Source organism: Cupriavidus plantarum (genome assembly GCF_905397285.1).
Taxonomy (GTDB): Bacteria; Pseudomonadota; Gammaproteobacteria; order Burkholderiales; family Burkholderiaceae; genus Cupriavidus; species Cupriavidus plantarum.
Window position 1 is genome coordinate 370,725 of record NZ_CAJPUX010000001.1, and the last position, 26,958, is coordinate 397,682.

The following is a 26,958-nucleotide window of genomic DNA, read 5'->3' on the forward strand; positions in this document are numbered from 1 at the left end:
GCGGCAGGGGGCTGCCGCTTTGCAATAGAATGCGCAGATTATCACGCGCGTGCGCGGCGCTGCCAAGCCGCCGCGGCATTCGCGTGTCACGCCCGCCCGTTCACCCCCCCGAACGCACACTGAGAGCGCCCCCGCCATGAGCCAATACAAGATCGCAGTCATTCCCGGAGACGGCATTGGAACGGAAGTCATGCCTGAAGGCATTCGCGCGATGGACGCCGCCGCGCGCCGCTTCGGCATCGATTTCCAGTGGGACCATTTCGATTTTTCGAGCTACGCGTATTTCGAGAAGCACGGCAAGATGCTGCCGGACGACTGGTTCGACACGCTCACGAAGTACGACGCGATCTATTTCGGCGCGGTGGGCTGGCCCGCGAAAATGCCCGACCACGTGTCGCTGTGGGGCTCCCTGCTGCAATTCCGCCGGTCGTTCGACCAGTACGTAAACCTGCGCCCGGTGCGCCTGCTGCCGGGCATCAAGAGCCCGCTGGCGGACCGCAAGCCCGGCGATATCGACTTCTACGTGGTGCGCGAGAACACCGAGGGCGAGTATTCGAGCATCGGCGGGCGCATGTTCCCGAACACGGACCGCGAGATCGTGGTGCAGGAAACCGTGATGAGCCGGACGGGCGTCGACCGCATTCTGAAGTTCGCGTTCGAGCTGGCGCAGAAACGGCCCAAGAAGCACCTGACCTCTGCGACCAAGTCCAACGGCATCTCGATCACGATGCCGTACTGGGACGAGCGCGTGGAGGCGATGGCCGCGAACTACCCGGGAATCAACGTCGACAAATACCACATCGACATCCTGACGGCGCATTTCGTCCAGCATCCCGACTGGTTCGACGTGGTCGTGGCCAGTAACCTGTTTGGCGACATCCTGTCGGACCTCGGCCCGGCCTGCACGGGCACGATCGGCGTGGCGCCGTCGGCCAACATCAACCCCGACCGCACGTTCCCGAGCCTGTTCGAGCCCGTCCACGGCTCCGCGCCCGACATCGCGGGGCGCGGCATCGCCAACCCGATCGGCCAGATCTGGTGCGGCGGCATGATGCTCGAGCACCTCGGCCACCCGGAGGCGGGCGCCGCCGTGCTGGCCGCGATCGAGAAGGTGCTGGCGGCCGGCCCCGCGCACGCGCCGCTGACCCGCGACATCGGCGGCACCGCGAATACCGCCGATCTGGGCCGCGCGATCGCGGAGGCGCTGTGAGCGGCGCCGCGATGAGCCATCCCACCTCCACCTCGAATCCCACTCCCGATCCCGCACGCCATGCCGCTGAGGCGGTGCCGGACGCGCGCCGCGACAGTGCCCGCGCGCTGCTGCGGGAATCCTTCCGCGCGGCCGTGTCCGCCGCGGACCCGCTCGAGATCGTCGCCGCGCATCTGCCCCCGCCGCACGCGGGCGGCCGCACGCTGGTCGTCGGCGCCGGCAAAGCCGCCGCATCGATGGCCGCCGCGGTGGAGCGCGCGTACCAGGGCAGCGCCACGCTCGAGGGGCTGGTGGTCACGCGCTATGCGCACGGCATGCCGACCGACCATATTCGCGTGATCGAGGCTGGCCATCCGGTACCCGACGAGGCTGGCGAGCAGGCCGCCGCGGACATCCTCGCGCGCGTAAAGGCGCTGACCGAGAACGACCGGCTCATCGTGCTGGTCTCGGGCGGCGGCTCGAGCCTGCTGTCGCTGCCGGCCGAAGGCATTTCCATGGCCGACCTCAAGGCCACGACGCGCGAGCTGCTGCGTTGCGGCGCGCCGATCACCGACATGAACATCGTGCGCAAGCACATCTCGCGCATCCAGGGCGGCCGGCTCGCGCAGGCCAGCCGCGCGCCGGTGACGACGCTGATCGTCTCCGACGTGGCGGGCGACGACCCGAGCGCGATCGCGTCCGGCCCGACCGTGCCCGATCCCAGCACCTATGCCGACGCGCTGGCCATCCTGCGCCGCTTCGGCGCCAACGTGCCCGCCAGCGTCCAGTCCCATCTGGAACGCGGCGCGCGCGGGGAGATCGATGAGACGCCGAAGCCGGGCGACCCATTGTTCGGCCGCGTGGACAATCGCATGATCGCGACCGCCCACGGCAGCCTCGAAGCGGCCGCGGCGGTCTTCCGCGCGCATGGCATTCAACCCGTGGTGCTCGGCGACACGGTCACGGGCGAGGCGCGCGAGGTTGCGCAGGTCTACGCGGCGCTCGTACGCGAAATTCGCGCGTACAATGCGCCGTTCGCCGCCCCCGTGGCGCTGATTTCGGGCGGAGAATGCACGGTGACGCTGCCGGCGGGCGCGACCGGCGCGCGCGGCGGCCGCTGCTCCGAGTTCCTGCTGTCCCTCGTGGTCGAGCTCGGCGGCGCGCCCGGCGTGCACGCGATTGCGGCCGATACCGACGGTATCGACGGCTCCGAGGACAATGCCGGCGCGATCGCCGATCCGACCTCGCTCGCGCGGGCCGATGCCGCCGGCACACCCGCGCGACGCCAGCTCGACGCGCACGATGCCTGGGGCTTCTTCGACGCGATCGGAGACCTCGTGGTCACCGGGCCCACGCGCACCAATGTGAACGACTACCGCGCCATTCTGATTCTGCAACCATGACCCAAACGCTGACCATCACCCGCCCGGACGACTGGCACCTGCACCTGCGCGACGGCGCGGCGCTCGCGGCCGTGCTGCCCGACACCGCACGCCAGTTCGCGCGCGCGATCATCATGCCGAACCTCAAGCCGCCCGTGACCACGGTCGAGCAGGCCCGCGGCTACCGCGAGCGCATCCTCGCGGCGCTGCCCGCCGGCATGTCGTTCGAGCCGCTGATGACGCTGTACCTGACCGACAACCTCCCGCCCGAGGAAATCAAGGCGGCGCGCGCGAGCGGCTTCGTGCATGCGGTCAAGCTGTATCCGGCCGGCGCGACCACCAACAGCGACGCGGGCGTGACGGACATCCGCCGCTGCGCGAAGACGCTGGAAGCGATGGAGCGCGAAGGCCTGCCGCTGCTCGTGCATGGCGAGGTGACCGATGGCGACATCGACCTCTTCGACCGCGAGGCTGTGTTCATCGAGCGCGTGATGAAGCCGCTGCGCCGCGATTTTCCGGGCCTGAAGGTCGTGTTCGAACACATCACGACCAAAGACGCCGCCGAATACGTGCGCGATGCGGAAGGCCCGATCGGCGCGACCATCACGGCGCACCATCTGCTGTACAACCGCAATGCCATCTTCATCGGCGGCATTCGTCCGCACTACTACTGCCTGCCCGTGCTCAAGCGCGAGCTGCACCGCGAGGCGCTGGTAAAAGCCGCCACGTCGGGCAGCGAGCGCTTCTTCCTCGGCACCGACAGCGCCCCGCACGCGCGCGGCCTCAAGGAACACGCGTGCGGCTGCGCGGGTTGCTACACGGCGCTGCACGCCATGGAGCTGTATGCGGAAGCGTTCGACAACGCGGGCGCGCTCGACAAGCTCGAAGCCTTCGCCAGTTTCAACGGACCGGCGTTCTACGGCCTGCCGCGCAACACGGGCACGCTGACGCTCGCGCGCGAAGACTGGGAATTGCCGACGGAAGTGCCGTACGGCGAGACGACGCTGGTGCCGCTGCGCGCCGGCGAGACGATGCGCTGGAAGGCCCGCTCGGCAGCCTGAGCGCCATATGCGCGAGGACTGGCGCGGCATCGACTGGCGCCGCCCGTGGTTTCGGCTCTTTGCCGAGATTGGTGCCGCGATCGGGCACGGCGTGGACGCGGAAGGTCCGCTCCACGCCACGCTGAACCGCCGCGTGGCCGGCCTGCGCAATGCGCGTGGGCTGCCGCTGCGCTTCGTGCCGCAGGACCGCCTGCCTGTCGATACCGCGTACGAATCGCATATCTTCGCCACCGGCGAAGTCCCTACCCGCGACAACCTGCACGACGCGTTCAACGCGCTCGTGTGGCGCCATTTCCCCGAAACCAAGCAATGGCTCAACCGCCTGCAGGCGGAGGAGATCGCGCGCGCGGGAATCGGCAACGCGGACGGCGGCCGCGGCAGCGCACGCGATGCGGCCACGCTGTTCGACGAGAACGCGGTGATCTTTCTCTACGAAGACGCCACGCTCGAGGCGGCATTGCGCGATTTTCAGTGGCGGACACTATTCGTGGACGCGCGAGCGCGGTGGGGCACCGACTGTGCCGTGGTGCCTTTCGGCCATGCGCTGCTGGAAAAGCTGGTGACACCGTACAAGTCCGTCACGGCCCACGCGTGGCCGCTGCGGCTACCGGTGAACAGTCCGCTGGAGGCGATCGACCGCGCGCTGGCGGCTTCGCTGGAAGCCGCACGCGACACGCTGCGCGGCCGCAGCTTCGCGCCGCTGCCCGTAATGGGCGTTCCCGGCTGGTGCGCCGATAACGCGGACCCCGCGTACTACGACGATCGATCGGTATTTCGCCCCGGGCGCCGTCGGTGATAGACTGCGGGCCGCAAAGCAGGCCAGACAATCGCTGCTTGGCTGGTAACGGCCAAGGGGAGGAAAGTCCGGACTCCACAGGGCAGGGTGTTGGCTAACAGCCATCCACGGCAACGTGCGGAATAGGGCCACAGAGACGAGTCTTCCCATCGGGTTCGCCCGGCGGGAAGGGTGAAACGCGGTAACCTCCACCTGGAGCAATCCCAAATAGGCAGGCATCGAGGCGGCCCGCTGAGCCTGCGGGTAGGGAGCTGGAGCCGGTCGGTAACGACCGGCCTAGAGGAATGGTTGTCACGCCGGGTCCGCCGCAAGGCGGCCAGGCGCACAGAATCCGGCTTATCGGCCTGCTTTGCTTCTTCGCCTTCCTTGGCCCTCCGCCATCAGCCTTCCACGATCTCCATCGTGTGCGTGATCTCGGCGGTCTTCGCCAGCATGATCGACGCCGAGCAGTACTTGTCGTGCGACAGCGTGATCGCGCGCTCCACCGTCGCCGGATTCAGGTTGCGGCCCGTCACCACGAAATGAAAATTGATGCGCGTGAACACCTTCGGGTCCTCGTTCGCGCGCTCGGCCTCGAGCTTGACGCTGCAGCCACGTACGTCCTGGCGGCCGCGCTTCAGGATCAGCACCACGTCATAGGCCGTGCAGCCGCCGGTCCCCAGCAACACCATTTCCATCGGACGCGGGGCCAGATTATTGCCGCCCCCATCGGGTGCGCCGTCCATCGCCACGATATGGCCGCTGCCGGTCTGGGCCACGAAGCTCATGCCTTCCGGGCCCATCCATGTCACTTTGCATTCCATTCTGTTCGTTCCTTGTGTGTTTCCAATAGGGTGGCGCATCTTGCCTTCCGCAATGCCATATCATCGCTCCCCACCGAGGGATGGCAGGGATTTCCCGCAGTTTTTGGAAGGTTTACTCTAGTGTCGCGGCCGCGCATCATGCGCAAAAGTGTGATAAGTCCTTGTTTACAAAGCGTTTTACTGCGCAGTTAGAGGCGCATAAAGCATTCTATAATGCGAAATCGTATTTCGCAGTGCAAATTCCCTTGCGCCCGCAAGACCCGGCTGTATAATTCGAAGCATTGAACGACAGCACATTGGTGTGCGAAACCGAACCGGGTTCCTACCCACGGTCACCGAACCCAAAGCTGCCGATCTCCAAGTGTCTCCTCCACCCTCCTCCTTTGGTGGATTCGAACCCAAGCCTAAGCCGCTTGGGTTTTTTTTCGCTTGTGCCATCTCCCGGCCTCGCAGTATAATCGACGACTTTTCCGGTCGTTGCCCCCGGAAGACAGGACGCTAAAACGGCGACCGTCACACTGGGCAACTCTCAATAGTCAGGAAAAAATCATGAAGACCTTTTCCGCCAAGCCTCATGAGGTAAAGCGCGACTGGTACGTGATTGACGCGACGGACAAGGTCCTCGGCCGTGTTGCCAGCGAAGTGGCACGCCGACTGCGCGGCAAGCACAAGCCGGAGTTCACCCCGCACGTCGACACGGGCGATTACATCATCATCGTCAACGCGGCGAAGCTGCGCGTCACGGGTACCAAGGAACAAGACAAGAAGTACTATCGCCATTCGGGTTACCCGGGCGGTATCTACGAAACGACGTTCGGCAAGATGCAGCAGCGTTTCCCGGGCCGTGCCCTGGAAAAGGCTGTGAAGGGCATGCTGCCGAAGGGCCCGCTGGGCTATGCGATGATCAAGAAGCTGAAGGTTTACGCCGAAGCCGAGCATCCGCATGAAGCACAGCAGCCTAAGACGCTGGACATCTAAGGGGCCAAACCATGATCGGTAACTGGAATTACGGTACTGGCCGCCGCAAGAGCGCTGTGGCTCGTGTCTTCATCAAGTCGGGCAAGGGCGACATCATCGTCAACGGCAAGCCCATTCAGGAATACTTCGCTCGCGAAACGTCCCTGATGATCGTGCGTCAGCCGCTGGAGCTGACCGCTCACGCGCAGACCTTCGACATCAAGGTCAACGTGAACGGCGGTGGCGAAACCGGCCAGGCCGGTGCCGTGCGCCACGGTATCACCCGTGCCCTGATCGACTACGATGCAACGCTGAAGTCGACCCTGTCGAAGGCAGGCTACGTGACCCGCGACGCGCGTGAAGTCGAGCGTAAGAAGGTCGGTCTGCACAAGGCACGTCGCCGGAAGCAGTTCTCGAAGCGTTAATGCGCCATCGTCGCATCCGGTTCTCCGGATGCCGCGAGGACAAAAAAACCGCACGCCTGGCGTGCGGTTTTTTTTTTGCGGTCTGTCTCTGACCCAAAACGTGGCAATTTCGCCGAATCATCTGAAAGTGTTGCCAAATCCCGCGCCTGTCATGGATTTGGAGGGATAATGCACGCCCGCCGAGACATTCGCGGCGCAGTTGCAGGAGATCGCATGAAATACCGGCCGCTGCGCCCACGCAGAGGCTTGCGCGGTTCGCGGGCCGTGATTCGCGCGCACCGTCCGTGGCGTAGCTCGGCACTCGGTGCCGTGCTGCTGCTCGCCGTTGGGGCGGGCGCGGCCTGGTGGGCGTACGACGCTGGACAGCGTACGGTGCCGGCGCACCGGACGCCCGAGCTTCTCGAAGCGCGTGCGCCGCAGCCGGCGCCTGCGCAGGCCGAATTGGTGGCCCAGCTGAAAGCCGCCACCGACGAACGGGACCGGCTGCGCGCGGGCGCCGACACGGTCGAGGCGGAGTTGCGCATGGCCCGCGCCGCGCAGGAACGGCTCGCGGAGCAGTTGAAGGCCGCGGAGGCGGAGACCGCGCAGCTGAAGGAGGACCTCGGGTTCTTCGAGACGCTGCTGCCGGCTGCCGACGATATGTCGGGTACGTCGGGTACGTCGGGCGTGCATGTGCGGAGTTTCCGCGTGGCGCGTGACGAGGCGCAGCCGCACGCCGTGCATTACCGGCTGCTGGTCATGCAGGGCGGGTCGCGCGCCTTCGTGCCGCAGCCCGAGTTTCAGGGCAGCCTCGAGTTCACGGTGTCGGCGATGCGTGCGGGCAAGCCGTTGACACTGACGGTGCCGCAAGCGGGCGGCGCCGCGCTGCCGAAGGTGAAGTTCCAGCACTACCAGCGCCTCGAGGGCGACCTCGCGGTGCCGCCGGACGCGGAGATCCGCGCGGTGTCGGTACGAATCGTCCAGAACGGACAGGTGCGGGCGACGCAGTCGGCCACGCCGTAGGGCAGCGCGGAAGCGGGACGCAGGAAGCAGGATTCAGGAGAAAACAACATGTTCTCGAAAAAGAAAGGATTGTCCATCGACACGTTGATCGGCGCGGATGCCGTGATCGTGGGCGACGTGACATTTGCCGGGGGATTGCGACTGGATGGCCGGGTGCGCGGCAACGTGACAGGTACCGAGGGCAAGCCGAGCATGCTCGTGTTGAGCGAAAAGGCCGTGATCGAAGGGGAAGTGCGCGTCGGTCATCTCATCCTGAACGGCAGTGTGACGGGCCCGGTACACGCGGCGGAACTGCTCGAACTCCAGCCCAATGCGCGTGTCTATGGAGAAGTGCATTACGCAGCGCTGGAGATGCATCAGGGCGCCCTCGTCGAGGGCCGTCTGGTGCCGCTGGCGCAGGGCGAGCCGAAGGCGTTGCCGAACCTGTCCGCCCCGGCGGCGGTGGCCGCCGAACTGGTCGAAGCCGACCGCAAGGACGTGTCCCAGCCGGACGCGCCCGAGGCTGCATGAGCAGCGGACATCAGGCTTTCCGCACCAGTGCCCCTTGAATGCGAGGGGTTTCGGCACGATCTTTCCGTAGCGCTTAGAATACGAGCGTATCTAACTAGGAGAACCCCCCATGAACGCAGTCGCAGAGGCACCCGTCACCGAGGACGTGCCGGCACCGTTCGTCTTTACTGACAGTGCGGCCGACAAGGTCAAGCAATTGATCGAGGAAGAGGGCAACGCCGACCTGAAGCTGCGCGTGTTCGTGCAGGGCGGTGGCTGCTCCGGCTTCCAGTACGGTTTCACGTTCGATGAAGACGTCAACGAAGACGACACCACGCTGGACAAGAACGGCGTCACCCTGCTGATCGACTCGATGAGCTACCAGTATCTGGTTGGCGCCGAGATCGACTACAAGGAAGACATCAACGGCGCCCAGTTCGTGATCAAGAACCCGAACGCCACCACGACCTGCGGTTGCGGTTCGTCGTTCTCGGTCTGATCGACGCCAGTCCTTCGCATAAAAAAAGCGCACCGTACGGTGCGTTTTTTTTTGTCAGCGAGGATAGATCGCGCCAAGCACGCGCGGCCCCGCGGCCCCGGTAACGGTCGGCACATTGCCGGGCGCGCGATGCACGCACTGGCGCGCCAGCCACGCAAACGCAATCGCCTCCACCTGCGACACGGGAACGCCGAAATCGTCGGTCGTCTGCACGGCCACGCCGGGCAGCGCCAGCGCGAGCTGGCGCATGACGAAGCCATTGCGCGCACCGCCGCCGCAGACGATCAGCCGGCGCGCGTCGGCCGCATGGCGCCGAACATCGCGCGCGATGGCCTCCGCGGTCAGCACGGCGAGCGTGGCCTGTACATCGACGGGCGCCGGGGCGCGCGCCCCGCTCGCATCGAGGCAATTCTGCAGCCAATGACGATGGAACAGGTCGCGGCCCGTGCTCTTGGGCGGCGGCATGCGGAAATACGGTTCGTCGAGGCAGCGGGCGAGCAGCGCGGCATCGGGGCGGCCGGACGCGGCCCATTGGCCGTCCTCGTCGAACGGCACGCCGCGATGGCGCTGGACCCAGTCGTCGAGCAGCGCGTTGCCGGGGCCACAATCGAAGCCCGATACCGGGCGCCGGGTTTCGGCTGCCGGCACGATGCTGATGTTCGAGATGCCCCCGATATTGCAGATCACGCGCGTCTCGTCGGGCGCGCCGAATAGCGCGGCATGCAGGGCCGGCACGAGCGGCGCGCCCTGGCCGCCCGCCGCGATGTCGCGGCTGCGGAAATCGGCCACCACGTCGATGCCGGTCAGCTCGGCCAGCAGCGCCGGATGCTGGCTCTGCCGCGTGTAGCCGATGCCGTCGTACTGGCCCGGACGATGACGGATGGTCTGGCCATGCGCGCCGATGGCGGTGACCGCGTCGGCACGGGTCTGCCCCATGCGTAGCAGCGTGGCCACGCAGGCCGCGTACACGCGGGCGAGCGCGTTCGCGGCCATGGCCTCGCGATGGATCTCGTCGTCGCCGGGTTGCTGGAGCGCGCCGAACGCCTCGCGCAGGGCGGGCGGAAACGGTTCGTGCGCGGCCGCGCGCACGACGGGGCGCGGCCCGGACAAGTCCACGAGCACGCCGTCCGCGCCGTCCATGCTGGTGCCCGACATCAGGCCGATATAGCAATCCGTGGGCACGGCGGACGGGGCGGTCATGTCAGTTGGCGGCGGTCAGGACGTTGTAGGTGCGCAGCGCGTTGATGCGGCCAAGCATGTTGCTGGTGTAGCTCAGGAATTCCTGGCGGGCCTTGCCGGTCAGCGCCGGCGCTTCCATCAGCGTAATGGTCAGCGGGTTCTGCGGCACGTCGTTGTAGCGGAACTCGTAGTGCAGGTGCGGGCCGGTCGCCCACCCCGTCTGGCCGACGTAGCCGATGACCTCGCCCTGCGACACGTGCTGACCCTGCCGCAGCGTGGCAAAGCGCGACAGGTGCGCGTAGTAGGTCGAATAGCCGCCCGCGTGCTCGAGCACGACGATATTGCCGTAGCCGTTCTGCTGGCCCACGAAGTCCACGGTGCCGTCGCCGGACGCGAAGACCTTCGTGCCCTGCGGCGCCGCGAAATCCACGCCCTTGTGCTGTGCCCACTGATGATGGAGCGGATGGTCGCGGCCGCCAAAGCCCGACGACACGCGCGAGAACTCGATCGGCGAACGCAGGAAGGGGCGCTTCATGCTGCGGCCATCGAACGTGTAGTACCCGCCCTGGCCGCCATCTTCCGGCGCGAACCACAGCGCCTGATGCAGCGAATTGCGGTTGATGAGCTCGACGGCGATCACGCGGCCGTTGCGCACGAACGTGCCGTCGCGGAAGCCAGCTTCGAAGATGATGCGGAAGCGGTCGCCGCTGGCGATGTCGTGATGGAAGTCGATGACGCCCGAGAAGATCGAGATCATCTGCGCGACGATGTCGTCGGGCACGTTGGCCGCGTCCATCGCCTTGAAGAAGCCGCGCCCGTCGATCGCGCCGGAGGCCATCTCGTAGCGCAGATCGTTGTCGACGGTGTTGACGCGGGCCTTGTACGTGTACTCGCCCTGCGGCCGGGACGGCGCCACGCGCTCGATCACGAGCTCGCGGGACGAGGCGGCATCGCCGCCAAGGTTGGCCTGCAGCGACACCAGCAGGTTGTCCTCATCGACCTGCGCCTGCACGATCTGACCGGGGGCGAGGTCGAAGAGGCCGCGCGCGGTACGGTTCTTCACGATGAACGACTGCGCGTCGGGATCGTCCACGCCGAGGCGGCGGAGCAGGGCGGCGATGGTGTCGCCGCGCTGCATGTGCTCCTGGCGGATATAGACATCGCTCTCGGCGTCGGTGAGCTGCGCGAGCTGCTGTTGCAGGTCGGGCAGGCGCATGGATTCCTGGACCCGGGGCGCCTCGGGATCGTCATAGGCATTGCGCGGGGCCACGCCCATCGCCGCGGCCATGCCGAGCGTGAACACGGTACCGACGGAAGCCGTCAGTTGCTTGCGCCGGCGCGCATGCAAGGGATTGGTGGGGTCGACGAGCACCACCAGCTCGCGCGCGAAAACTTCGCGGAGTCTGGACCACATCACGTAAAATTCACTCTTTGTGTAACGGGCACGCGTCCGCAACGATGTGTGTCGTCTGCCTTCCTCCCCCGAGGTGCGGCACGGCCTTGATTGTTTGCCGCCTACCCTACAATGGCGGTTTGCCGCCTGGCACGCGAGACTCATGGGTCTCTGCTTACGGCGACATAGAAAGCGCGGATTATACCAGAGAAAATTTTGGTTGCCAGCGCGGATTTTCCATGTATTTCAACGACTTACGTCATGACTGATGTTTCCCCGGCCGTCGCGGCCAAATATCCCCTGACACCGTCGGTGATGCAGGCGCTGGAGATCTCCAAGCGCGGCTGCGACGAACTGCTGATCGAGGCCGAGTGGGCGCAGAAGCTTGCGCGCAGCGAGGCCACGGGCGTGCCGCTCCGGATCAAGCTCGGTCTCGACCCCACCGCGCCGGACATCCACCTCGGCCACACCGTGGTGCTCAACAAGCTGCGCCAGCTGCAGGACCTCGGCCATCAGGTCATCTTCCTCATCGGCGATTTCACCTCCACCATCGGCGATCCGTCTGGGCGGAACACCACACGTCCGCCGCTCACGCGCGAGCAGATCGAGGCCAACGCCCAGACCTACTACCGCCAGGCGAGCCTCGTGCTCGACCCGGACCGCACCGAGATCCGCTACAACAGCGAATGGTGCGATCCGCTCGGCGCGCGAGGCATGATCCAGCTCGCGGCCAAGTACACGGTGGCGCGGATGATGGAACGCGACGACTTCACCAAGCGGTTCCGGTCTGGGATTCCGATTTCGGTCCATGAGTTCCTTTATCCGCTGATGCAGGGCTACGACTCGGTCGCGCTCAAGGCCGACATCGAGCTCGGCGGCACGGACCAGAAGTTCAACCTGCTGGTGGGCCGCGCGCTGCAGCAGGAGTACGGACAGGAGCCGCAGTGCATCCTGACCATGCCGCTGCTCGTGGGGCTGGACGGCGTAGAGAAGATGTCGAAGTCGAAGAACAACTACATCGGCGTGACTGAAGCCCCGAACGACATGTTCGGCAAGCTGATGAGCATCTCGGACGACCTGATGTGGCAGTACTTCACGCTGCTGTCGTTCCGCCCGATGAGCGAGATCGACCTGATGAAGCAGGAGATCGCGCTGGGCCGCAATCCGCGCGACTGCAAGGTGGCGCTCGCGCAGGAAATCGTCACGCGCTTCCATAGCGCGGAGGCGGCCGATCGCGCGCTCGAGGACTTCAACCACCGCGCGCGCGGCGGCATTCCGGACGACATTCCCGAAGTGCGACTGTCGGGCGCGCCGCTCGGCATCGCCCAGTTGCTGAAGCAGGCGAACCTCGTGCCCTCCACGTCCGAAGCCAACCGCAACATCGAGCAGGGTGGCGTGAAGATCGATGGCACCCCTGTCGCCGACAAGGGTCTGAAGGTGGAAGCGGGGACGTTTGTGGTGCAGGTCGGCAAGCGCCGCTTCGCACGCATCACGCTGGCATGATCGCGCTGATCCAGCGCGTGTCGCAGGCGCGCGTCACCGTTGGCGACCGCGTCACGGGCGAGATCGGCGCGGGACTGCTGGCGCTCGTCTGCGCGGAGCGCGGCGACGGCGAGGCGCAGGCCGAACGCCTGCTGGCCAAGCTGCTCGCTTACCGCGTGTTCTCCGACGACGCGGGCAAGATGAACCTGTCCGTTCAGAACATCGACGGGCAGGGCAAGGCGGGCGGGCTGCTCGTGGTATCGCAGTTCACGCTCGCCGCCGATACCAACAGCGGCACGCGGCCCAGCTTCACGCCCGCCGCGTCGCCCGAGGACGGCCGCCGGCTCTACGATCATTTCGTGGCCCGCGCGCGCGCCGCCCATCCGACGGTCGAGACCGGGGAATTCGGCGCGATGATGCAGGTCAGCCTGACCAACGACGGTCCCGTGACATTCTGGCTGCGCGTGCCTCCGGGCAACGCGGCATGAACTCAAGAAGGAGCACTCGATGAAACTCTGGAGCAAGGCTTTCGCCGACAACGCGCCGATTCCCGGCGAGTTCGCCTTCTGCGTGCCCGACGCGGCCACGCACGTGACGCTGTCCACGAACCGCAATCCCGACCTCCACTGGGACGACATTCCGCACGGCACGCGCTCGTTCGTGCTCATCTGCCACGAGCGGGACGTGCCGAGCCAGGCTGATGACGTGAACAAGGAAGGGCGCGAGATTCCGGCGTCGATGCCGCGCGTCGGGTTCTTCCACTGGGTGCTCATCGACATTCCGCCTGGCCTGAACACGATTTCCGCGGGCACGCACAGCGACGGCGTGATCGCGCGCGGCAAACCGGGCCCCGACGCGCTGGTGGGCACCGCGACCGCGGGCGGCCTCCGTCACGGAGTGAACGACTACACGAACTGGTTCGCGAACGATCCGGACATGAAGGGCGACTACTACGGCTACGACGGTCCGTGCCCGCCGTGGAACGACACGATCCCGCATCGCTACGTGTTCACGGTGTACGCGCTCGATATCGACCGTCTGCCGATAGAGGGCCGCTTCACGGGTGCGCAGGTGCTGGACGCCATCCAGGGCCACGTGCTCGGCCAGGCGAGCTACACGGGCACGTACACGCTGAACCCGAAGCTCATCGCTCGGGCCTGAACAAGCGGCCCCCGTAGTTGCTCAGGAAAAGGCTGCACCAGAAAAGCCGCCCCCAAAAGGAAATGGCATGTCGTTAAGCACCGGGCCGCTGGCCTTTACCCACCTGATCGTGATCCGTCATGGCGAGACGGCCTGGAACCGCGAGCGGCGCCTGCAGGGGCAGCTCGACGTCCCGCTGAACGAGACGGGCCGCGCGCAGGCGCGCGCGCTGGCGGAGGCGCTCACCGGGGAGCCGATCGACGCCGTGTATTCGAGCGACCTCGGCCGCGCGATGCAGACCGCCACGCCGCTGGCCGAGGCCCTGGGGCAGACCGTGCGTTCCGAGCGTCAGCTGCGCGAGCGCTGCTATGGCGTGCTCGAGGGGATGACCTATGCGGAGGTCTCCGAGCAGCGCCCCGAGGATTTCGCGCGCTGGCAGGCGCGCGTGCCCGACTATGCGCCCGAGCGCGGCGAATCGCTGCGCGAATTCCAGGATCGCGCGGTAGAGATCGCGCTGTCGCTGTCGCGCCGGCACCCGGGCGAGCGCATCGCGCTGGTCGCGCATGGCGGCGTGCTGGATTGCCTCTATCGCGAGGCCACGGGTATGACGCTGGAAGCGCCGCGCCAGCATGAACTGCTCAATGCCAGCGTCAATCGCCTGCGCTGCGACAGCGCGCATCTGACGCTGCTGCAATGGGGTGACGTGAGCCACCTCGCGGCGATGACGCTCGACGAGGTGGATCGCCGCGTGCCGTAAGCGGGGATGACCCGCTTCAGACGCGCAGGCGGAACGGCGTGAAGTTCGTGTGGTGGTCGAACCAGTCCTCGTTCTCCGCGCGCTTGAGGAAGTTCACGACCTTGTAGGTCACGGGCGTCATCACGACTTCCCACGCGGTCTTCAGCACGTACTGGGCGATGGCGACCTGGATGACCTCGTGCAGCGGCCAGATGCCGTAGAAGGCGATGACGTAGAACAGCGAAGAATCGACGAGCTCGCCCGCGAGCGTCGAACCGATCGTGCGCGACCATAGCCAGCGGCCGCCCGTCCAGAGCTTCATCTTCGCCAGCACGAAGCTGTTGGTGAAACTGCCGCAGCAGAAGGCAATCAGCGAACCGAGCGCGATCCGCCACGTATTGCCGAACACGTCCTGCAGGCTCTTCTGGTAGTCCGCCATGAACGGCGCCACCGGCATATTCAGCACGACCACGCTCATGAACGTCGCGAACGCCAGCGCGGCGAATCCCGCCCAGACCACGCGCCGGTCGCGGCCGTAGCCGTAGACCTCCGTCAGCACGTCGCCAAAGATGTACGAGATCGGGAAGAACAGCACGCCCGCGCCGAAGGTCACGGTACCGATCACCGGTAGCGTGACCTGCGCCGCCTTGGCCGCGCCGATCAGGTTCGAACACAGCAGGACCGTGACGAAAGCCACCATCACAAGGTCGTAATAGCGATAGACGCGGCCGGTATGGGAGGGGGGATGCGTACCGGGCGAGGCGGCGTGGGACGAGCCAGCAGGAGACGTGCTTGGGGTGGCGATGGGTTCGGGCATCTCGGGGTCCGGTCCGGGGCGTTTTCGCGCGATTATGCCCGGAACTGGAGATACCCGGTGGCCCGCCCGTGGGGAGGCCACCGTGAAACGATACGCTAATGCGACACCCTGCGATACCTGATGCGATACCGTCGGGCGCGCGTGGGAAGCGACGGATCGTTACAGCGAAAGCTTGCTGATTTTCGAACCGTCGAGCGAGGCATCGAACATCAGCCCCGCGTTGGTCTGCACGAAGCCGATCACGGGCTGCTGGCCCGTGACGGTGTCGATCTTGCCATTGGCGCCGACCTTGGCAAGCGCGACGCTGGCGTCGACGCCCACGGTCCAGCCGCTGCTCTGGACGAACTTGTTGTACGCCTCGGGCGTCATGAACATGATGATCAGCGCCTTCGACTGACCGCCGGCCGTCAGCCCCACCGAGGCCGAGATGGTGCGGTAGTAGCCCACCGTCGAGCCCTTGGCGCGCAGCGCACCGTCGCCATACGAACCGCCAATGCCGAGTCCGGCCGACAACACGCGCGGGAACACGAGAATGCCTTGCGCTTTCGCGCCGAGTTCTCGCGCGCCGTCCACCGAGCCGTAGAGCCGGTTGAGCGCGCCGTCGACACCAGCATTGATTTCCTCGCGTTTCGCCGGGGCATCGGCTGGTGCGTCCGTCCCTGTGGTCGTGCAGCCCGCCGCGAATGCGGTGGCGACGACAAGACCCGATCCCGTGACGCGCGTCACGAACTGACGTCGATTCATGGCTGACCTCCTCTGATGAGCCGTTGCGGCCTAGCCCGCGGACGGCGACTTGACGCTGATGGCGATGACTTCGCGCAGTACGATCTTGACCATCTGCCCGACCTTGATCGATGCGAGATCGATGGCGGGATCCTGCACCTTGACCGTGCGCAGGTTCTCGCGCGGCCCGCGGAAGGTGACCGTGCGTGCCTTGGCATCGACGCTCGTGATCTGGCCCGTGACGGTGGTCGTGACCTCTCGCGTCAGGCCTGGCTTGCCGCCTTCGGCCGCGCGCGAGGTGCGATCGACCTGCTCGGCCATCGCGACGTCCTTGCTGCCCACAGGCTCGAGCTGGGCGACGACGGCCGCGCCGCGCGTGAGCGTCACGATGTCGCCCTTGCGGATGTTGCCGAAGTTGCGCGCCTCGTCGCCCGCCACGAGTTCCACGACGTTGCCGCGCGGGCCCTGCACGAGCACGGCCTTGGTGTCGGGATCGATGTCGATGACCTTGCCGCTGATGACGGCTTCCTCCGCGAGGCCGACGGCCGGCGGCGTCTTCGGCTGCGCCTGCGCGGCGCCGGCGCCGAGCGCAAGCGCGGCAAGCAGGGAAAGGGAGGTAAGGCGGAACAAGGGAACCATGGTTGCATCGGGCGCCGAGGCGCGAGTGATTGGGAGCCGATGCAGACCATTGTGGACAACCGGGCAGGGGCCGGCAATCCACTTCGAAAAAATTTGCGGCGAATCCTAAATCGTTTAACTCAGTGACTGCTTCCGGGAGGCATTCCTGCCCGACCCGGGAGCCTCAGGGTGCGTCAAAGAGTTCGCCGCCTGCTTGGGCGCCGCCGCTCTGGGGCGACGCCAGGCCGAAGTGGCGGTAGGCGGACGCCGTGGCCACGCGGCCGCGCGGCGTGCGTTGCAGATAGCCCTGCTGGATCAGGTAGGGTTCGAGCACGTCTTCGATGGTGTCGCGCTCCTCGCCGATCGCGGCCGCGAGGTTGTCGACGCCCACCGGGCCGCCGCCGAACTTGTGCAGCACGGCCTCGAGCAGCTTGCGGTCCATGAGGTCGAAGCCGACGCTGTCGACGTCGAGCATCGCGAGCGCCGCATCGGCGATCTTGCGCGTGATGGTGCCGTCGCCCTTGACCTCGGCGTAGTCGCGCACGCGCCGCAGCAGGCGGTTGGCGATACGCGGCGTGCCGCGTGCGCGGCGGGCGATCTCGAGCGCGCCATCCGCATCGATCCGCGCGCCAAGCAGTTGCGAGGAACGCATGACGATGCGCGACAGCTCCTCGGCCGTGTAGAACTCGAGCCGCGCCACGATGCCGAAGCGGTCGCGCAGCGGATTGGTCAGCATGCCCGCGCGCGTGGTCGCGCCGACGAGCGTAAACGGCTGGAGGTCGAGCTTGACCGAGCGCGCGGCCGGCCCTTCCCCGATCATGATGTCGATCTGGTAGTCCTCGAGCGCCGGATACAGGATTTCCTCGACGACCGGCGACAGCCGGTGGATCTCGTCGATAAACAGCACGTCGTTGGCTTCGAGGTTGGTCAGCAGCGCGGCGAGGTCGCCCGGCCGCTCGAGCACGGGGCCGGAGGTCTGGCGCAGGCTGACGCCCATCTCGCGCGCGATGATGTGGGCCAGCGTGGTCTTGCCGAGGCCCGGCGGGCCGAACAGCAGCACGTGGTCGAGCGCCTCGCGGCGATTGCGCGCCGCGTGCATGAAGATGTCCAGCTGGCTGCGGACCTTTTCCTGCCCGACGTACTCGTCCAGCAGCTTCGGGCGCAGCGCGCGCTCGAACGCTTCTTCCTGCGTGGAAGCGGGCGTCGCCGCTATCACGCGTTCGGAAGCACGTTCGGGGGCGCGGTCGGCGCCAGTGAGCTTGTCGGTTTCGATCATGGCGCTATTCTACTCGCCCAGCCTGCCGGGTCAGGCCCCTCAACCCTTGGACAGCGCCTTCAGGGCGAGCTTGATGCCATCGGAGACGCCGGTGCCGGCCGGTACCTGCTTCGTCGCCTGAGCGGCTTCCTTTTCCGAGTAGCCGAGCGCCAGCAGCGCGTTGAGGATGTCCACGGCCGAGTCCGCCACTGGCGTGCCCCCCGGCGCATGGCCGAGTTCCGCGCCGAGCTTGCCCTTGAGTTCCAGCATCAGCCGTTCCGCGGTCTTCTTGCCGATACCCGGAATGCGCGTCAGGCGGCCGGCCTCCTGCAGCGTGATGGCCTGCGCGAGCTCCGTGACCGACATGCCGGACAAGACCGCGAGCGCCATGCGCGCGCCGATGCCCGTGATCTTGATGAGCTCGCGAAAGGTATTGCGTTCCGCCGCGGTGCCGAAGCCATACAGCAGATGGGCGTCCTCGCGCACGATCAGCTGCGTTAGCAACGTGACGGGCTGGCCGACCTGCGGCAGGTTGTAGAACGTGCTCATCGGGACATCGACTTCATAGCCGACGCCGTGGCAGTCGACCAGCAGATGCGGGGGATTCTTCTCGATGAGCGTGCCGGCAATGCGTCCGATCATGGTTGTCTTGGCTTGGGTGTCAGGGTGCGACGGCGTCGGCCGCGCGGCGGCCGAGCGCGGGGTCGTCGGTGAAGAAACCGTCCACGCCCGCGGCGATGAACGTATCGAGCTCGCGCACCATGCCATTCGGGTTGCGCGTGGACGGATCGCCGGCAATTTGCAGCGGCTTCGGCAGGAAATTGTTCTCGGGCCGGAACGTGTATGGATGCACCACGAGGCCGGCTGCATGGGCGTCGCGCACCAGCGCGGTGGGGGGGGTGCCGTCGCGCGGGATCACGAGCGATTTCTCGGGGCCGATGCCGTTGGCATAGGTCGCCACCTCGCGCAGGCCCAGCGGCGACAGCATCGCGGCATAGGTGCGCGTGTCGCCGGCGAGCCGCCAGTCCGCGGGCCGCGTGTTCGCGCCGCCGATCAGCTGCGTGATCCGTACGTTCGGCATGGACGTGCCGATCAGCCGGCGGACGGTGCGCAGCGCGCCCGATTCGAACGACTGCACGTAGATGGGCGCGGTACGCGTGTAGGGGTTCCCCTGCAGCGACGACACCAGCTTTTCCTCGAGCGGCAGGCCGATGCCGCGGAAGTAGCTCGGATGCTTGAGCTCGGGATAGATGCCGATGGGGCGCCCGCGCTTCTGCGCGCCCTGGCTGGCCAGCTTCACGATCTCCTCGAACGTGGCGATCTCGAACTGGTCGTCGTAACGCGCATTCGCGGGTCGCAGCTTCGGAATGCGCTCGCGGGCGCGCAGCGTCTTGAGCTCCGCCAGCGTGAAGTCCTCGGTGAACCAGCCCGTCAACCGCTCCCCGTCTACCACCTTGATGCGCTTGCGGTCGGCAAACTGCGGCAGTGTCGAAACGTTGGTGGTGCCGGAGATGTCGTTCTCGTGGCGAGAGACCAGCACGCCATCTTTGGTCGACACGAGGTCCGGCTCGATGAAGTCCGCGCCATCCTCGATCGCCCTGGCGTACGACGCGAGCGTATGCTCGGGCCGCAGCGCGCTGGCGCCGCGGTGGCCGATGACCAGGGGTTTGATCTTCGGTGCCGGCGGCGCGGCGGGCGCGGGCGCCTGCGGAGGCGGTGCGGAGGCACAGGCGGCCAGCAGCGCCGCGGCCGCCATGACGATGACCGTGCGCGGCGCGTGTCGTCGGGAAGCGTTCACGTTTGAAGTCCGGGAGAAGTTGGGTGCGGCGGGCATCGGGCGTTCTGCCGGCCGGGTCATCCGACCAGGCGGCCGCGCCGCACGCGCATGCCCTTCCGTACGAGTTCGGGTGCAAGACCCGACAGTGCCTGTAGCGTGTCGCCGCCATTCGCGTGGCAGATTGCCACGCCGAGCGCATCGGCCGCGTCGGAACCGGGACGGCCGGATAACGCCAGCAGGCGCGTCACCATCTCCTGCACCTGCTCCTTGTTGGCGCGGCCGTAGCCGACCACGGCCACCTTGAGTTGGAGGGCGGTGTATTCGAACACGGGCAAGCCATGGCCAACGAGTCCGCAGATCGCGGCGCCGCGGGCCTGGCCCAGCATCAGCGTGGATTGGGGATTGACGTTGACGAAGACCTTCTCGATGGCGGCGCAGTCGGGCGCGTACTGGCGCGTGACCTCGCTGATGCCGTCGTATAACGTCTTGAGGCGCTCTGGCAGGCTGGAATCGCCGTTGCTCTTGATGGTCCCCGAGGCGACGTAGGCAAGCCGGCTGCCGTGCTTCTCGATGACGCCGAAGCCGGTGGTCCGAAGGCCGGGGTCGATGCCCAGGATGCGCATGTAGGAGTCGGGAGCGGAGAGAGAATAGGGCGTAGTGTAACGCCGCCTCCGCTCCCGGTGGGCTTAATGCCGGAAGTGTCGCGTGCCGGTCAACACCATCGCGATGTTGCGTTCGTCGGCGGCGGCGATGACTTCGTCGTCGCGCACCGAGCCGCCCGGCTGGATCACGCAGGTCGCGCCCGCATCGACGACCACGTCCAGGCCGTCACGGAACGGGAAGAACGCGTCCGACGCCACGGCCGAACCCGCCAGCGTCAGGCCGGCGTTCTGCGCCTTGATGCTCGCGATGCGCGCCGAATCCACGCGGCTCATCTGTCCCGCGCCCACGCCGAGCGTCATGCCACCGCCGCAGAACACGATGGCGTTCGACTTGACGAACTTGGCGACACGCCAGGCGAACATCAGGTCGTCCATTTCCTTCGCGGTCGGCTGACGGCGCGTGACCACGCGCAGCTCGGACTGCAGTACGTTCCGCGCGTCGGGGCTCTGCACGAGCAGGCCGCCGCCCACGCGCTTGAGGTCGTACTGGTTCACGCCCTTGCCGAGCGGGATCTCCAGCAGCCGCACGTTCTGCTTGGCCGCGAACACGTTGCGCGCGGCGGTGCTGAACGACGGGGCGATCAGCACTTCGACGAACTGCTTCGCCACGGCTTGCGCGGCCGCCTCGTCGAGCTCGACGTTGAAGGCGATGATGCCGCCGAAGGCCGAGGTCGAGTCGGTCTTGAACGCCTTGTCGTAGGCTTCGAGCGCGTTCACGCCGAGGGCCACGCCACACGGGTTGGCGTGCTTGATGATCACGCACGCGGCGCCGGCGGCGGCGTCGAACGACTTCACGCATTCCCACGCGGCATCCGCGTCGGCGATGTTGTTGTACGACAGTTCCTTGCCCTGCAGTTGCACGTAGTTGGCCAGCGCGCCGTCCACGGTCTTCAGGTCGCGATAGAACGCGGCCGACTGGTGCGGGTTCTCGCCGTAGCGCATTTCCTGCACCTTCTCGAAGGCGAGGTTCAGCGTTTGCGGGTAGGCGCTGCGCGTCTGGTGAGCCTTGTCTTCGCCCAGGGAGGTCAGGTAGTTCGTGATCGCGCCGTCGTACTGCGCGGTGTGCGCGAAGACCTTGGTGGCCAGGCGGAAGTTGGTGTCGTAGCCCACCGCGTTGGCGTTCGCGCGCATCTCCTCGAGCACGGGCGCGTAGTCGGCAGGATCGACGATCACGGTTACGTCGCGATGGTTCTTCGCGGCCGAACGCAGCATGGTCGGGCCACCGATGTCGATATTCTCGATCGCGTCGGGCAGCGTGCAGTCGTCCTTCGCCACGGTCTGCTGGAACGGATAGAGATTGACCACGAGCAGGTCGATGGTCGGAATGTCGTGCTTGGCCAGCGCGGCCATGTGCTCGGGCAGGTCGCGGCGCGCGAGGATGCCGCCGTGCACCTTCGGGTGCAGCGTCTTGACGCGGCCGTCGAGCATTTCGGGGAAGCCCGTGTAGTCGGCCACCTCGGTCACGGGCAGGCCGGCGTCGGCCAGCAGCTTGGCGGTGCCGCCCGTGGAGAGGAGCACCACGCCGAGCGCGTTCAGTTCGCGCGCGAAATCGACGATGCCGGTCTTGTCGGAAACGGAGAGGAGAGCTTGCTTGATCATGGTCGGGGGGAACGCTTCAATTCAGATTCGATTCACAGTAAGCCGTGCTGCTGCAGCTTCTTGCGCAGGGTGTTGCGATTGATGCCGAGATAGGCGGCCGCGAGCGACTGGTTGCGCTCCGTGCGCGCCATCACGGCCTCCAGCAGCGGGCGCTCGACGGCTTCGAGCACCATGTTGTACATGTTCGACGGTTCTTCCCCGTCGAGATCGCGAAAGTAGGTATCCAGGCTGTCCCGGATGCATTGGTCGATGGCATTGCGGCTCATGCGGCAAGCAGTTCCCGTTTCTTGTTGTTGCCGGCGGCATCGTGGCCGCCGTCGTTGTTGTTGTTGTCACCGTCGTCGACGTACACCAGCCTGTCCGAGATCATGGCCTGCTCGTCGAAGAACGCGTTCACGGCCTGCAGCTGCGCCTCGGTCGTCTCGAGCGTGTTCATGCGGTGACGGAACAGGTTGGCCCCCTTGAGGCCGCGCGTGTACCACGCAATGTGCTTGCGCGCGGTGCGCACGCCCGTGAACTCGCCGTAGAACGCGTAGTGATCGGCCAGATGGTGGTTCATGATCGCGCGGATCTCCGCGACCTCGGGCGACGGCAGCAGTTCGCCGGTCGCGAGGAAGTGTTCGATCTCGCGGAACAGCCACGGACGGCCCTGTGCCGCGCGGCCGATCATGATGGCATCGGCGCCGGTGACCGCCAGCACGTGGCGCGCCTTCTGCGGTGTGGTGATGTCGCCATTGGCGACCACCGGAATACGCGCCGCCGCCTTGACCGCGGCTATCGTGTCGTACTCGGCATCGCCGTGATACAGGTCAGCGCGGGTCCGTCCATGCACCGTCAGCATGCTGATGCCCGCGTTCTCGGCAATATGCGCGACGCGCAGCGCGTTGCGGTGCTCGCGGTCCCAGCCCGTGCGGATCTTGAGCGTGACGGGCACGCGATCGCCCACGGCGCCCACCACGGCCTCGACGATGCGCGCGACGAGCGGCTCGTTCTGCAGCAGCGCGGACCCCGCGGCGACATTGCAGACCTTCTTGGCCGGGCAGCCCATGTTGATGTCGATGATCTGCGCGCCACGATCGACGTTGTAGCGCGCGGCCTCGGCCATCATGCCCGGTTCGGCGCCCGCGATCTGGACCGAGATCGGTTCGACCTCACCGGCGTGGTTTGCGCGGCGCATGGTCTTCTCGCTCTTCCACAACTGCGCGTTCGACGCGACCATCTCCGACACCGCATAGCCGGCGCCGAGCTGCTTGCACAGCTGGCGGAACGGGCGATCCGTCACGCCGGCCATGGGCGCGACGAACAGATTGTTGCGGAGACGATGAGAGCCGATCTGCACGATAGGTGAAAGAAGATGAACGGATGGCGATAAACGCGATGGCGACGAACGGACGGCATGCGGATGCCCGGGGACGGGGCCGGCAAGGCGTGGGGTTCGTACGCGAGGGCGCGATTTTAACGCCAAACGGGGGGCGGTGCTCAAGAAATGAGCAAATATCGTCGAAGCCGCCCCGCGGCGGGCAACAATGACCGCCCGCGGGGCTTGACCGTTGCGGAAAGGTGCGGCGCGCTTCCGTGACGCCGCCCCTACCGAGGCACCTTGAAGAGGCACCTTACCGAGGCACCTTACCGAGGCACCTTACCGAGGCACCTTACTGAGGCCCCTCAGCGGCGCACGCCGTACATCATCTGCCGCGCCACGGCGTGCTTGAGCGGGGCCACGCAGGACAGCGCCGCGAGCGCGGCGCCGCGCGCATGGGCGGCCAGCGGACCGCCCACGCCGAACACGCGCGGCAGCAGGTCCGTGACGCCGATCGTCACGGCGCGATCCACGCGATGGCGCGCCGCGAAGGCTTGCAGGGCCTGCGGCGTGCAGCTCGCGCGCAACGAGTCGGCCAGCGCGAACGCATCGCGCAGCCCGAGGTTCAGGCCCTGGCCCGCGACGGGGTGCAGCGTCTGCGCCGCGTTGCCGACGGCCACGATGCGGCCATCGACCGTGACGGGGGCCGCATTGAGCCCGAGCGGAAACGCATGGCGCTTGCCATGGAGCGTGAACGTGCCGAGTCGCGTGCCGAATGCTTCTCCGAGCTCGCGCGCGAAATCGGCCTCGGACAACGCAAGCCGGCGCGTGGCCGCGTCCGGCGCGCAGCACCAGACCAGCGCATAACCGGGGGTGCCGTGGTCTTCGTGCGGCAGCAGCGCGAGCGGGCCTTCCTCGGTGAAACGTTCCCATGCCCAGCCGGGCATCGCGCGCGAGGCCGTGACGTGGCCGATGATCGCGGTCTGCCCGTAGTCGCGGCGGCGGCCGCCGTCGCCCTGGCCAACACCGGCATGGCGGCGCATCTGCTGGTGGAACAGGCCGCCCTCCGCCTGCACCGCGATGCGCGCGGCGAAGGCGACGGGCAGGCCGTCGTGATCGTTGTGCGACGTGCCGTCGAGTCGGACGATGCCGCCGTCCTGATCTTTCGGTTGCGTCACCTTCGGTTGCGTCACCTTCGGTTGCGTCACCTCGTCGATGCGGGTTTCGAACACACGCTCGAGCCGCCCGGGCGCTGCTTCGGCGGCGCGGGCCAGCGCGCGCTCGAGGGCCTGGCACAGGTCGCCGTAGCGCACCACGTAGCCAAGCGCCGGCACGTCATAGTCGTCGTGATGGAGCTTGACGTGGCCGAAGCGGCCGCGCTGCGAGATATGGATATGCTCGATGGTCTGCATCGGCACCGGCCACGCGCCGATCTGCTCGAGCAACTGGCGGCTGCCATGCGACAGCGCGATGGCGCGCGGATCGCGTGCGGCGCGCGCGGGGGTGGCTGCATCGATCAGGGTGATTCGCCACGCGGTCGTGCGCAGCAGCCGTGCCGCGAGCGTCAGGCCGACCGGGCCGCCGCCCACGATGGCGATATCGCGCGGCTCGCTTGTCGGAGCGAGCGCGCGGGAGGCATTGTCAGGGGTTTGCGGCAGGGTCATGGTGGTCTCCCGCTTGGCGCGCTGGCTCCCGCTCGGCTTCCGCACGTTCGGCTTCCACGCGTTCCGCGTCGCTCCGCTTCCACAGGATCGCATCGGAGCGCGCGCGGCCCGCTTCGGCATCGCGCAGCGCATTGTCGAGTTTCTGTTCGTTGAAGCCCGGCATCGCGCGCAGATGCGTGAGCAGCGCGTCGTGATTGGCCGCATCGAGCGGCACGACGCAGCCTTGCTTGCTGTCGCCATCGCCGACGAGGATGAGCCACGCGGTACCCGCCCACGGCGCGCGATCGGACACGCGCACGATCACGCGTTCCAGCGCGTCCCACGAGACCTCTTCGCGCTGGCCGTCCGGCCGGTGCACGACGGCGCGGTCGTCATAGAGATTGATGACGAACGGTTCGCCGGCGTCCGCGCGGCGCGTCGATGGCGCCGCCGAGGCGGACGCGCGACGGTTCCCGTGGCTTGCCGGGCTGCCGACGTTACGACTATCGGCCCCGTCGGAAGGGAACAGTTTGCGCAGCCATCCAATCATCGAGTCTCTCCTGCATGTTGTCGCCCATCGCGCCCACCATCGCGCCCACCATCGCGCATGATCGCTTCGATTTCATCCGCATCCACGGGCACGCCCCGCGTCAGCAGTTCACAGTCGCCGCCGGTCACCACGGCATCGTCTTCGATGCGGATGCCGATATGCCAGTAGCGCTCGGGCACATCCTCGGCCGGACGCACATAGATGCCGGGCTCGACGGTCACGACCATGCCCGGTTCGAGCGGACGCCACGGCCGTTCGCCCGGCGCGCCATCGGCACCCAGCGCAGCGGGACCGGGGACGCGGTACTCGCCGACGTCGTGCACATCCATGCCGAGCCAGTGGCCCGTGCGATGCATGTAGAAACGGCGATAGTTGCCGCTTGCGATCACATCGTCGAGCGTGCCTTCCTTGTTGCGGTCCAGCAGGCCGGTGTCGAGCATGCCCTGCGCGAGCACGCGCACTGCCGCGTCGTGCGGCACGTTGTACGGCACGCCGGCGCGCGTCTCCGCGATCGCCGCAGTCTGCGCGGCCAGCACGATGTCATACAGCTCGCGCTGCGCGGGCGTGAAGCGGCCGGAGACCGGGAACGTGCGCGTGATGTCCGATGCGTAACCATCGAGTTCGCAGCCGGCGTCGATCAGACACAGATCGCCATCGCGCAGTTCCGCGGGACCCGCGCGATAGTGCAGCACGCACGCATTGGCGCCCGTGGCCACGATCGAGTTGTAAGCCACGCTTTGCGCGCCATGGCGGCGGAATTCGTAGAGCAGTTCCGCCTCGAGGTGATACTCGCGCAGGCCCTGGCGCGATGCCTGCATCGCGCGGACGTGGGCCTGAGCCGAGATTTCGCTCGCGCGACGCATGATCGCGATCTCGCTCGCATCCTTGAACAGCCGCATCTCGTCGAGCCACGTGCGCACGTCGATCGCGATGGACGGCGACGACACCCCCGCGCGGCCCTGCGCGCGGACGCCATCGAGCCAGCGGCGCACCTGCATGTCGGTGCGCGTGGAGGCGGCGAGCGGATAGGCGACCTGCGCGCGATTGGCGAGCAGCGGCGGCAGCTTCGTGTCGATGTCCTCGACCGAGTGCGCCTCGTCGAAGCCGAACGTCGCGCGCGCGCCTTCAGGGCCGAAGCGGAAACCGTCCCAGATCTCGCGTTCCTCGTGCTTCGGGCGGCAGAACAGGATGCTGCGCCCCGTGCCGTCGGTTTCCGCCACGAGCACGAGGATCGCCTCGGGCTCGGCGAAACCGGTCAGGTAATAGAAATAGCTGTCGTGGCGATACGGATAGTCGCTGTCGCGATTGCGCATGGCCTCGGGGGCCGTCGGCACGATGGCGACGCCACCGCCGCCTGCGCGCAGTTGTTGCAGCACGCGCTCGCGGCGGCCGCGGCAGGCGTCGAGAAGGGCGGAGTCGGGAGCGGACATGGGCAGTGGCGCGCGGGGGGCGCGATGGGGAGAATTCCCCGATTCTAACGC

29 protein-coding genes and 1 other RNA gene are annotated in these 26,958 nt (G+C 67.0%); 14 read left to right on the plus strand and 16 right to left on the minus strand.

Annotated features, from left to right (window positions below; all coding sequences use genetic code 11):
- Positions 1-136 precede the first annotated feature (136 nt).
- From KHP16_RS01725 to rnpB, 5 genes are all read left to right on the plus strand, one after another.
- Positions 137-1,210, plus strand: a complete 1,074-nt coding sequence (locus tag KHP16_RS01725; protein ID WP_115953798.1) for a tartrate dehydrogenase — start codon at positions 137-139, stop codon at positions 1,208-1,210.
- A gap of 11 nt (positions 1,211-1,221) precedes the next feature.
- Entirely contained in the window at positions 1,222-2,592 is a 1,371-nt protein-coding gene (locus KHP16_RS01730) for a glycerate kinase type-2 family protein (RefSeq protein ID WP_179592748.1), read from the plus strand.
- Positions 2,589-3,632 carry a dihydroorotase gene (gene pyrC, locus KHP16_RS01735; protein ID WP_109582085.1) on the plus strand — a complete coding sequence of 348 codons (1,044 nt, stop codon included), beginning with the start codon at positions 2,589-2,591 and terminating at the stop codon, positions 3,630-3,632. The genes KHP16_RS01730 and pyrC overlap by 4 nt, the downstream gene beginning before the upstream one ends.
- A 7-nt stretch (positions 3,633-3,639) precedes the next feature.
- Complete coding sequence (locus KHP16_RS01740; RefSeq protein WP_211959483.1) at positions 3,640-4,428, plus strand: DUF3025 domain-containing protein; 789 nt, start codon at positions 3,640-3,642, stop codon at positions 4,426-4,428.
- Positions 4,429-4,443: 15 nt separating this feature from the next.
- Positions 4,444-4,783: RNase P RNA component class A (gene rnpB, locus KHP16_RS01745), an RNA gene on the plus strand.
- A gap of 25 nt (positions 4,784-4,808) precedes the next feature.
- On the opposite strand, the gene KHP16_RS01750 is transcribed toward rnpB, so the two are convergent.
- Positions 4,809-5,231 carry an OsmC family protein gene (locus KHP16_RS01750; protein ID WP_109582083.1) on the minus strand — a complete coding sequence of 141 codons (423 nt, stop codon included), beginning with the start codon at positions 5,229-5,231 and terminating at the stop codon, positions 4,809-4,811.
- Positions 5,232-5,780: 549 nt separating this feature from the next.
- On the opposite strand from KHP16_RS01750, the gene rplM reads away from it, so the two are divergent.
- From rplM to erpA, 5 genes are all read left to right on the plus strand, one after another.
- Positions 5,781-6,209 carry a 50S ribosomal protein L13 gene (gene rplM / locus KHP16_RS01755; RefSeq protein ID WP_109582082.1) on the plus strand — a complete coding sequence of 143 codons (429 nt, stop codon included), beginning with the start codon at positions 5,781-5,783 and terminating at the stop codon, positions 6,207-6,209.
- 11 nt (positions 6,210-6,220) lie between these two features.
- Positions 6,221-6,613 (plus strand): 30S ribosomal protein S9, encoded by a 393-nt coding sequence (gene rpsI / locus KHP16_RS01760; RefSeq protein WP_109582081.1) that lies wholly within the window; start codon positions 6,221-6,223, stop codon positions 6,611-6,613.
- 213 nt (positions 6,614-6,826) lie between these two features.
- Positions 6,827-7,615 carry a DUF6776 family protein gene (locus KHP16_RS01765; protein WP_211959484.1) on the plus strand — a complete coding sequence of 263 codons (789 nt, stop codon included), beginning with the start codon at positions 6,827-6,829 and terminating at the stop codon, positions 7,613-7,615.
- Between the two features lie 48 nt (positions 7,616-7,663).
- Positions 7,664-8,125, plus strand: a complete 462-nt coding sequence (locus tag KHP16_RS01770; protein ID WP_109582079.1) for a bactofilin family protein — start codon at positions 7,664-7,666, stop codon at positions 8,123-8,125.
- A gap of 109 nt (positions 8,126-8,234) precedes the next feature.
- Positions 8,235-8,603, plus strand: a complete 369-nt coding sequence (gene erpA / locus KHP16_RS01775; RefSeq protein WP_109582078.1) for an iron-sulfur cluster insertion protein ErpA — start codon at positions 8,235-8,237, stop codon at positions 8,601-8,603.
- Between the two features lie 54 nt (positions 8,604-8,657).
- Here erpA and KHP16_RS01780 read toward each other — a convergent pair whose 3' ends face one another.
- Both KHP16_RS01780 and KHP16_RS01785 read right to left on the minus strand, forming a co-directional pair.
- Positions 8,658-9,803: an anhydro-N-acetylmuramic acid kinase gene (locus tag KHP16_RS01780; protein ID WP_121491975.1), complete on the minus strand. Its 1,146-nt coding sequence runs from the start codon at positions 9,801-9,803 to the stop codon at positions 8,658-8,660.
- A gap of 1 nt (position 9,804) precedes the next feature.
- Complete coding sequence (locus KHP16_RS01785) at positions 9,805-11,196, minus strand: M23 family metallopeptidase (protein WP_109582076.1); 1,392 nt, start codon at positions 11,194-11,196, stop codon at positions 9,805-9,807.
- Between the two features lie 240 nt (positions 11,197-11,436).
- Between KHP16_RS01785 and tyrS the strand changes: the two genes are divergently transcribed.
- From tyrS to KHP16_RS01805, 4 genes are all read left to right on the plus strand, one after another.
- Positions 11,437-12,678, plus strand: coding sequence for a tyrosine--tRNA ligase (gene tyrS, locus KHP16_RS01790; RefSeq protein ID WP_109582075.1), 1,242 nt, complete (start codon positions 11,437-11,439; stop codon positions 12,676-12,678).
- Positions 12,675-13,145, plus strand: coding sequence for a D-aminoacyl-tRNA deacylase (gene dtd / locus KHP16_RS01795; RefSeq protein WP_109582074.1), 471 nt, complete (start codon positions 12,675-12,677; stop codon positions 13,143-13,145). The genes tyrS and dtd overlap by 4 nt, the downstream gene beginning before the upstream one ends.
- A gap of 19 nt (positions 13,146-13,164) precedes the next feature.
- Positions 13,165-13,818: a YbhB/YbcL family Raf kinase inhibitor-like protein gene (locus KHP16_RS01800; RefSeq protein WP_211959485.1), complete on the plus strand. Its 654-nt coding sequence runs from the start codon at positions 13,165-13,167 to the stop codon at positions 13,816-13,818.
- Positions 13,819-13,885: 67 nt separating this feature from the next.
- Positions 13,886-14,554, plus strand: a complete 669-nt coding sequence (locus tag KHP16_RS01805) for a histidine phosphatase family protein (RefSeq protein ID WP_109582072.1) — start codon at positions 13,886-13,888, stop codon at positions 14,552-14,554.
- A 16-nt stretch (positions 14,555-14,570) separates the two neighbouring features.
- Here KHP16_RS01805 and KHP16_RS01810 read toward each other — a convergent pair whose 3' ends face one another.
- The 13 genes from KHP16_RS01810 to KHP16_RS01870 all read right to left on the minus strand — a co-directional run bounded on the left by KHP16_RS01810 (position 14,571) and on the right by KHP16_RS01870 (position 26,907).
- Complete coding sequence (locus KHP16_RS01810; protein ID WP_244214707.1) at positions 14,571-15,233, minus strand: queuosine precursor transporter; 663 nt, start codon at positions 15,231-15,233, stop codon at positions 14,571-14,573.
- 276 nt (positions 15,234-15,509) lie between these two features.
- Entirely contained in the window at positions 15,510-16,094 is a 585-nt protein-coding gene (locus KHP16_RS01815; RefSeq protein ID WP_109582071.1) for a BPSL1445 family SYLF domain-containing lipoprotein, read from the minus strand.
- A gap of 30 nt (positions 16,095-16,124) precedes the next feature.
- Positions 16,125-16,712 carry a hypothetical protein gene (locus KHP16_RS01820; RefSeq protein WP_211959486.1) on the minus strand — a complete coding sequence of 196 codons (588 nt, stop codon included), beginning with the start codon at positions 16,710-16,712 and terminating at the stop codon, positions 16,125-16,127.
- Positions 16,713-16,875: 163 nt separating this feature from the next.
- The gene (ruvB, locus tag KHP16_RS01825; protein WP_109582069.1) at positions 16,876-17,967 is read right to left on the minus strand and encodes a Holliday junction branch migration DNA helicase RuvB; all 1,092 of its coding nucleotides are present in this window, start codon (positions 17,965-17,967) and stop codon (positions 16,876-16,878) included.
- A gap of 39 nt (positions 17,968-18,006) precedes the next feature.
- The gene (gene ruvA, locus KHP16_RS01830) at positions 18,007-18,588 is read right to left on the minus strand and encodes a Holliday junction branch migration protein RuvA (RefSeq protein ID WP_109582068.1); all 582 of its coding nucleotides are present in this window, start codon (positions 18,586-18,588) and stop codon (positions 18,007-18,009) included.
- 19 nt (positions 18,589-18,607) lie between these two features.
- Positions 18,608-19,702: a glycerophosphodiester phosphodiesterase gene (locus tag KHP16_RS01835; RefSeq protein ID WP_244835696.1), complete on the minus strand. Its 1,095-nt coding sequence runs from the start codon at positions 19,700-19,702 to the stop codon at positions 18,608-18,610.
- A gap of 98 nt (positions 19,703-19,800) precedes the next feature.
- Complete coding sequence (ruvC, locus tag KHP16_RS01840) at positions 19,801-20,346, minus strand: crossover junction endodeoxyribonuclease RuvC (protein WP_109582066.1); 546 nt, start codon at positions 20,344-20,346, stop codon at positions 19,801-19,803.
- A gap of 63 nt (positions 20,347-20,409) precedes the next feature.
- On the minus strand, positions 20,410-21,984 hold the full coding sequence (purH, locus tag KHP16_RS01845) for a bifunctional phosphoribosylaminoimidazolecarboxamide formyltransferase/IMP cyclohydrolase (RefSeq protein WP_109582065.1): 1,575 nt from the start codon (positions 21,982-21,984) through the stop codon (positions 20,410-20,412).
- A 32-nt stretch (positions 21,985-22,016) separates the two neighbouring features.
- Positions 22,017-22,250, minus strand: a complete 234-nt coding sequence (locus tag KHP16_RS01850) for a Fis family transcriptional regulator (protein ID WP_109582064.1) — start codon at positions 22,248-22,250, stop codon at positions 22,017-22,019.
- Entirely contained in the window at positions 22,247-23,323 is a 1,077-nt protein-coding gene (dusB, locus tag KHP16_RS01855; protein ID WP_211959488.1) for a tRNA dihydrouridine synthase DusB, read from the minus strand. Before dusB ends, KHP16_RS01850 begins: the two co-directional genes overlap by 4 nt.
- 326 nt (positions 23,324-23,649) lie before the next feature.
- Positions 23,650-24,948 carry a UbiH/UbiF/VisC/COQ6 family ubiquinone biosynthesis hydroxylase gene (locus KHP16_RS01860; protein ID WP_211959489.1) on the minus strand — a complete coding sequence of 433 codons (1,299 nt, stop codon included), beginning with the start codon at positions 24,946-24,948 and terminating at the stop codon, positions 23,650-23,652.
- The gene (locus KHP16_RS28245) at positions 24,926-25,477 is read right to left on the minus strand and encodes a hypothetical protein (protein ID WP_244214674.1); all 552 of its coding nucleotides are present in this window, start codon (positions 25,475-25,477) and stop codon (positions 24,926-24,928) included. The genes KHP16_RS01860 and KHP16_RS28245 overlap by 23 nt, the downstream gene beginning before the upstream one ends.
- The gene (locus KHP16_RS01870; RefSeq protein ID WP_211959490.1) at positions 25,474-26,907 is read right to left on the minus strand and encodes an aminopeptidase P N-terminal domain-containing protein; all 1,434 of its coding nucleotides are present in this window, start codon (positions 26,905-26,907) and stop codon (positions 25,474-25,476) included. The genes KHP16_RS28245 and KHP16_RS01870 overlap by 4 nt, the downstream gene beginning before the upstream one ends.
- Positions 26,908-26,958 lie beyond the last annotated feature (51 nt).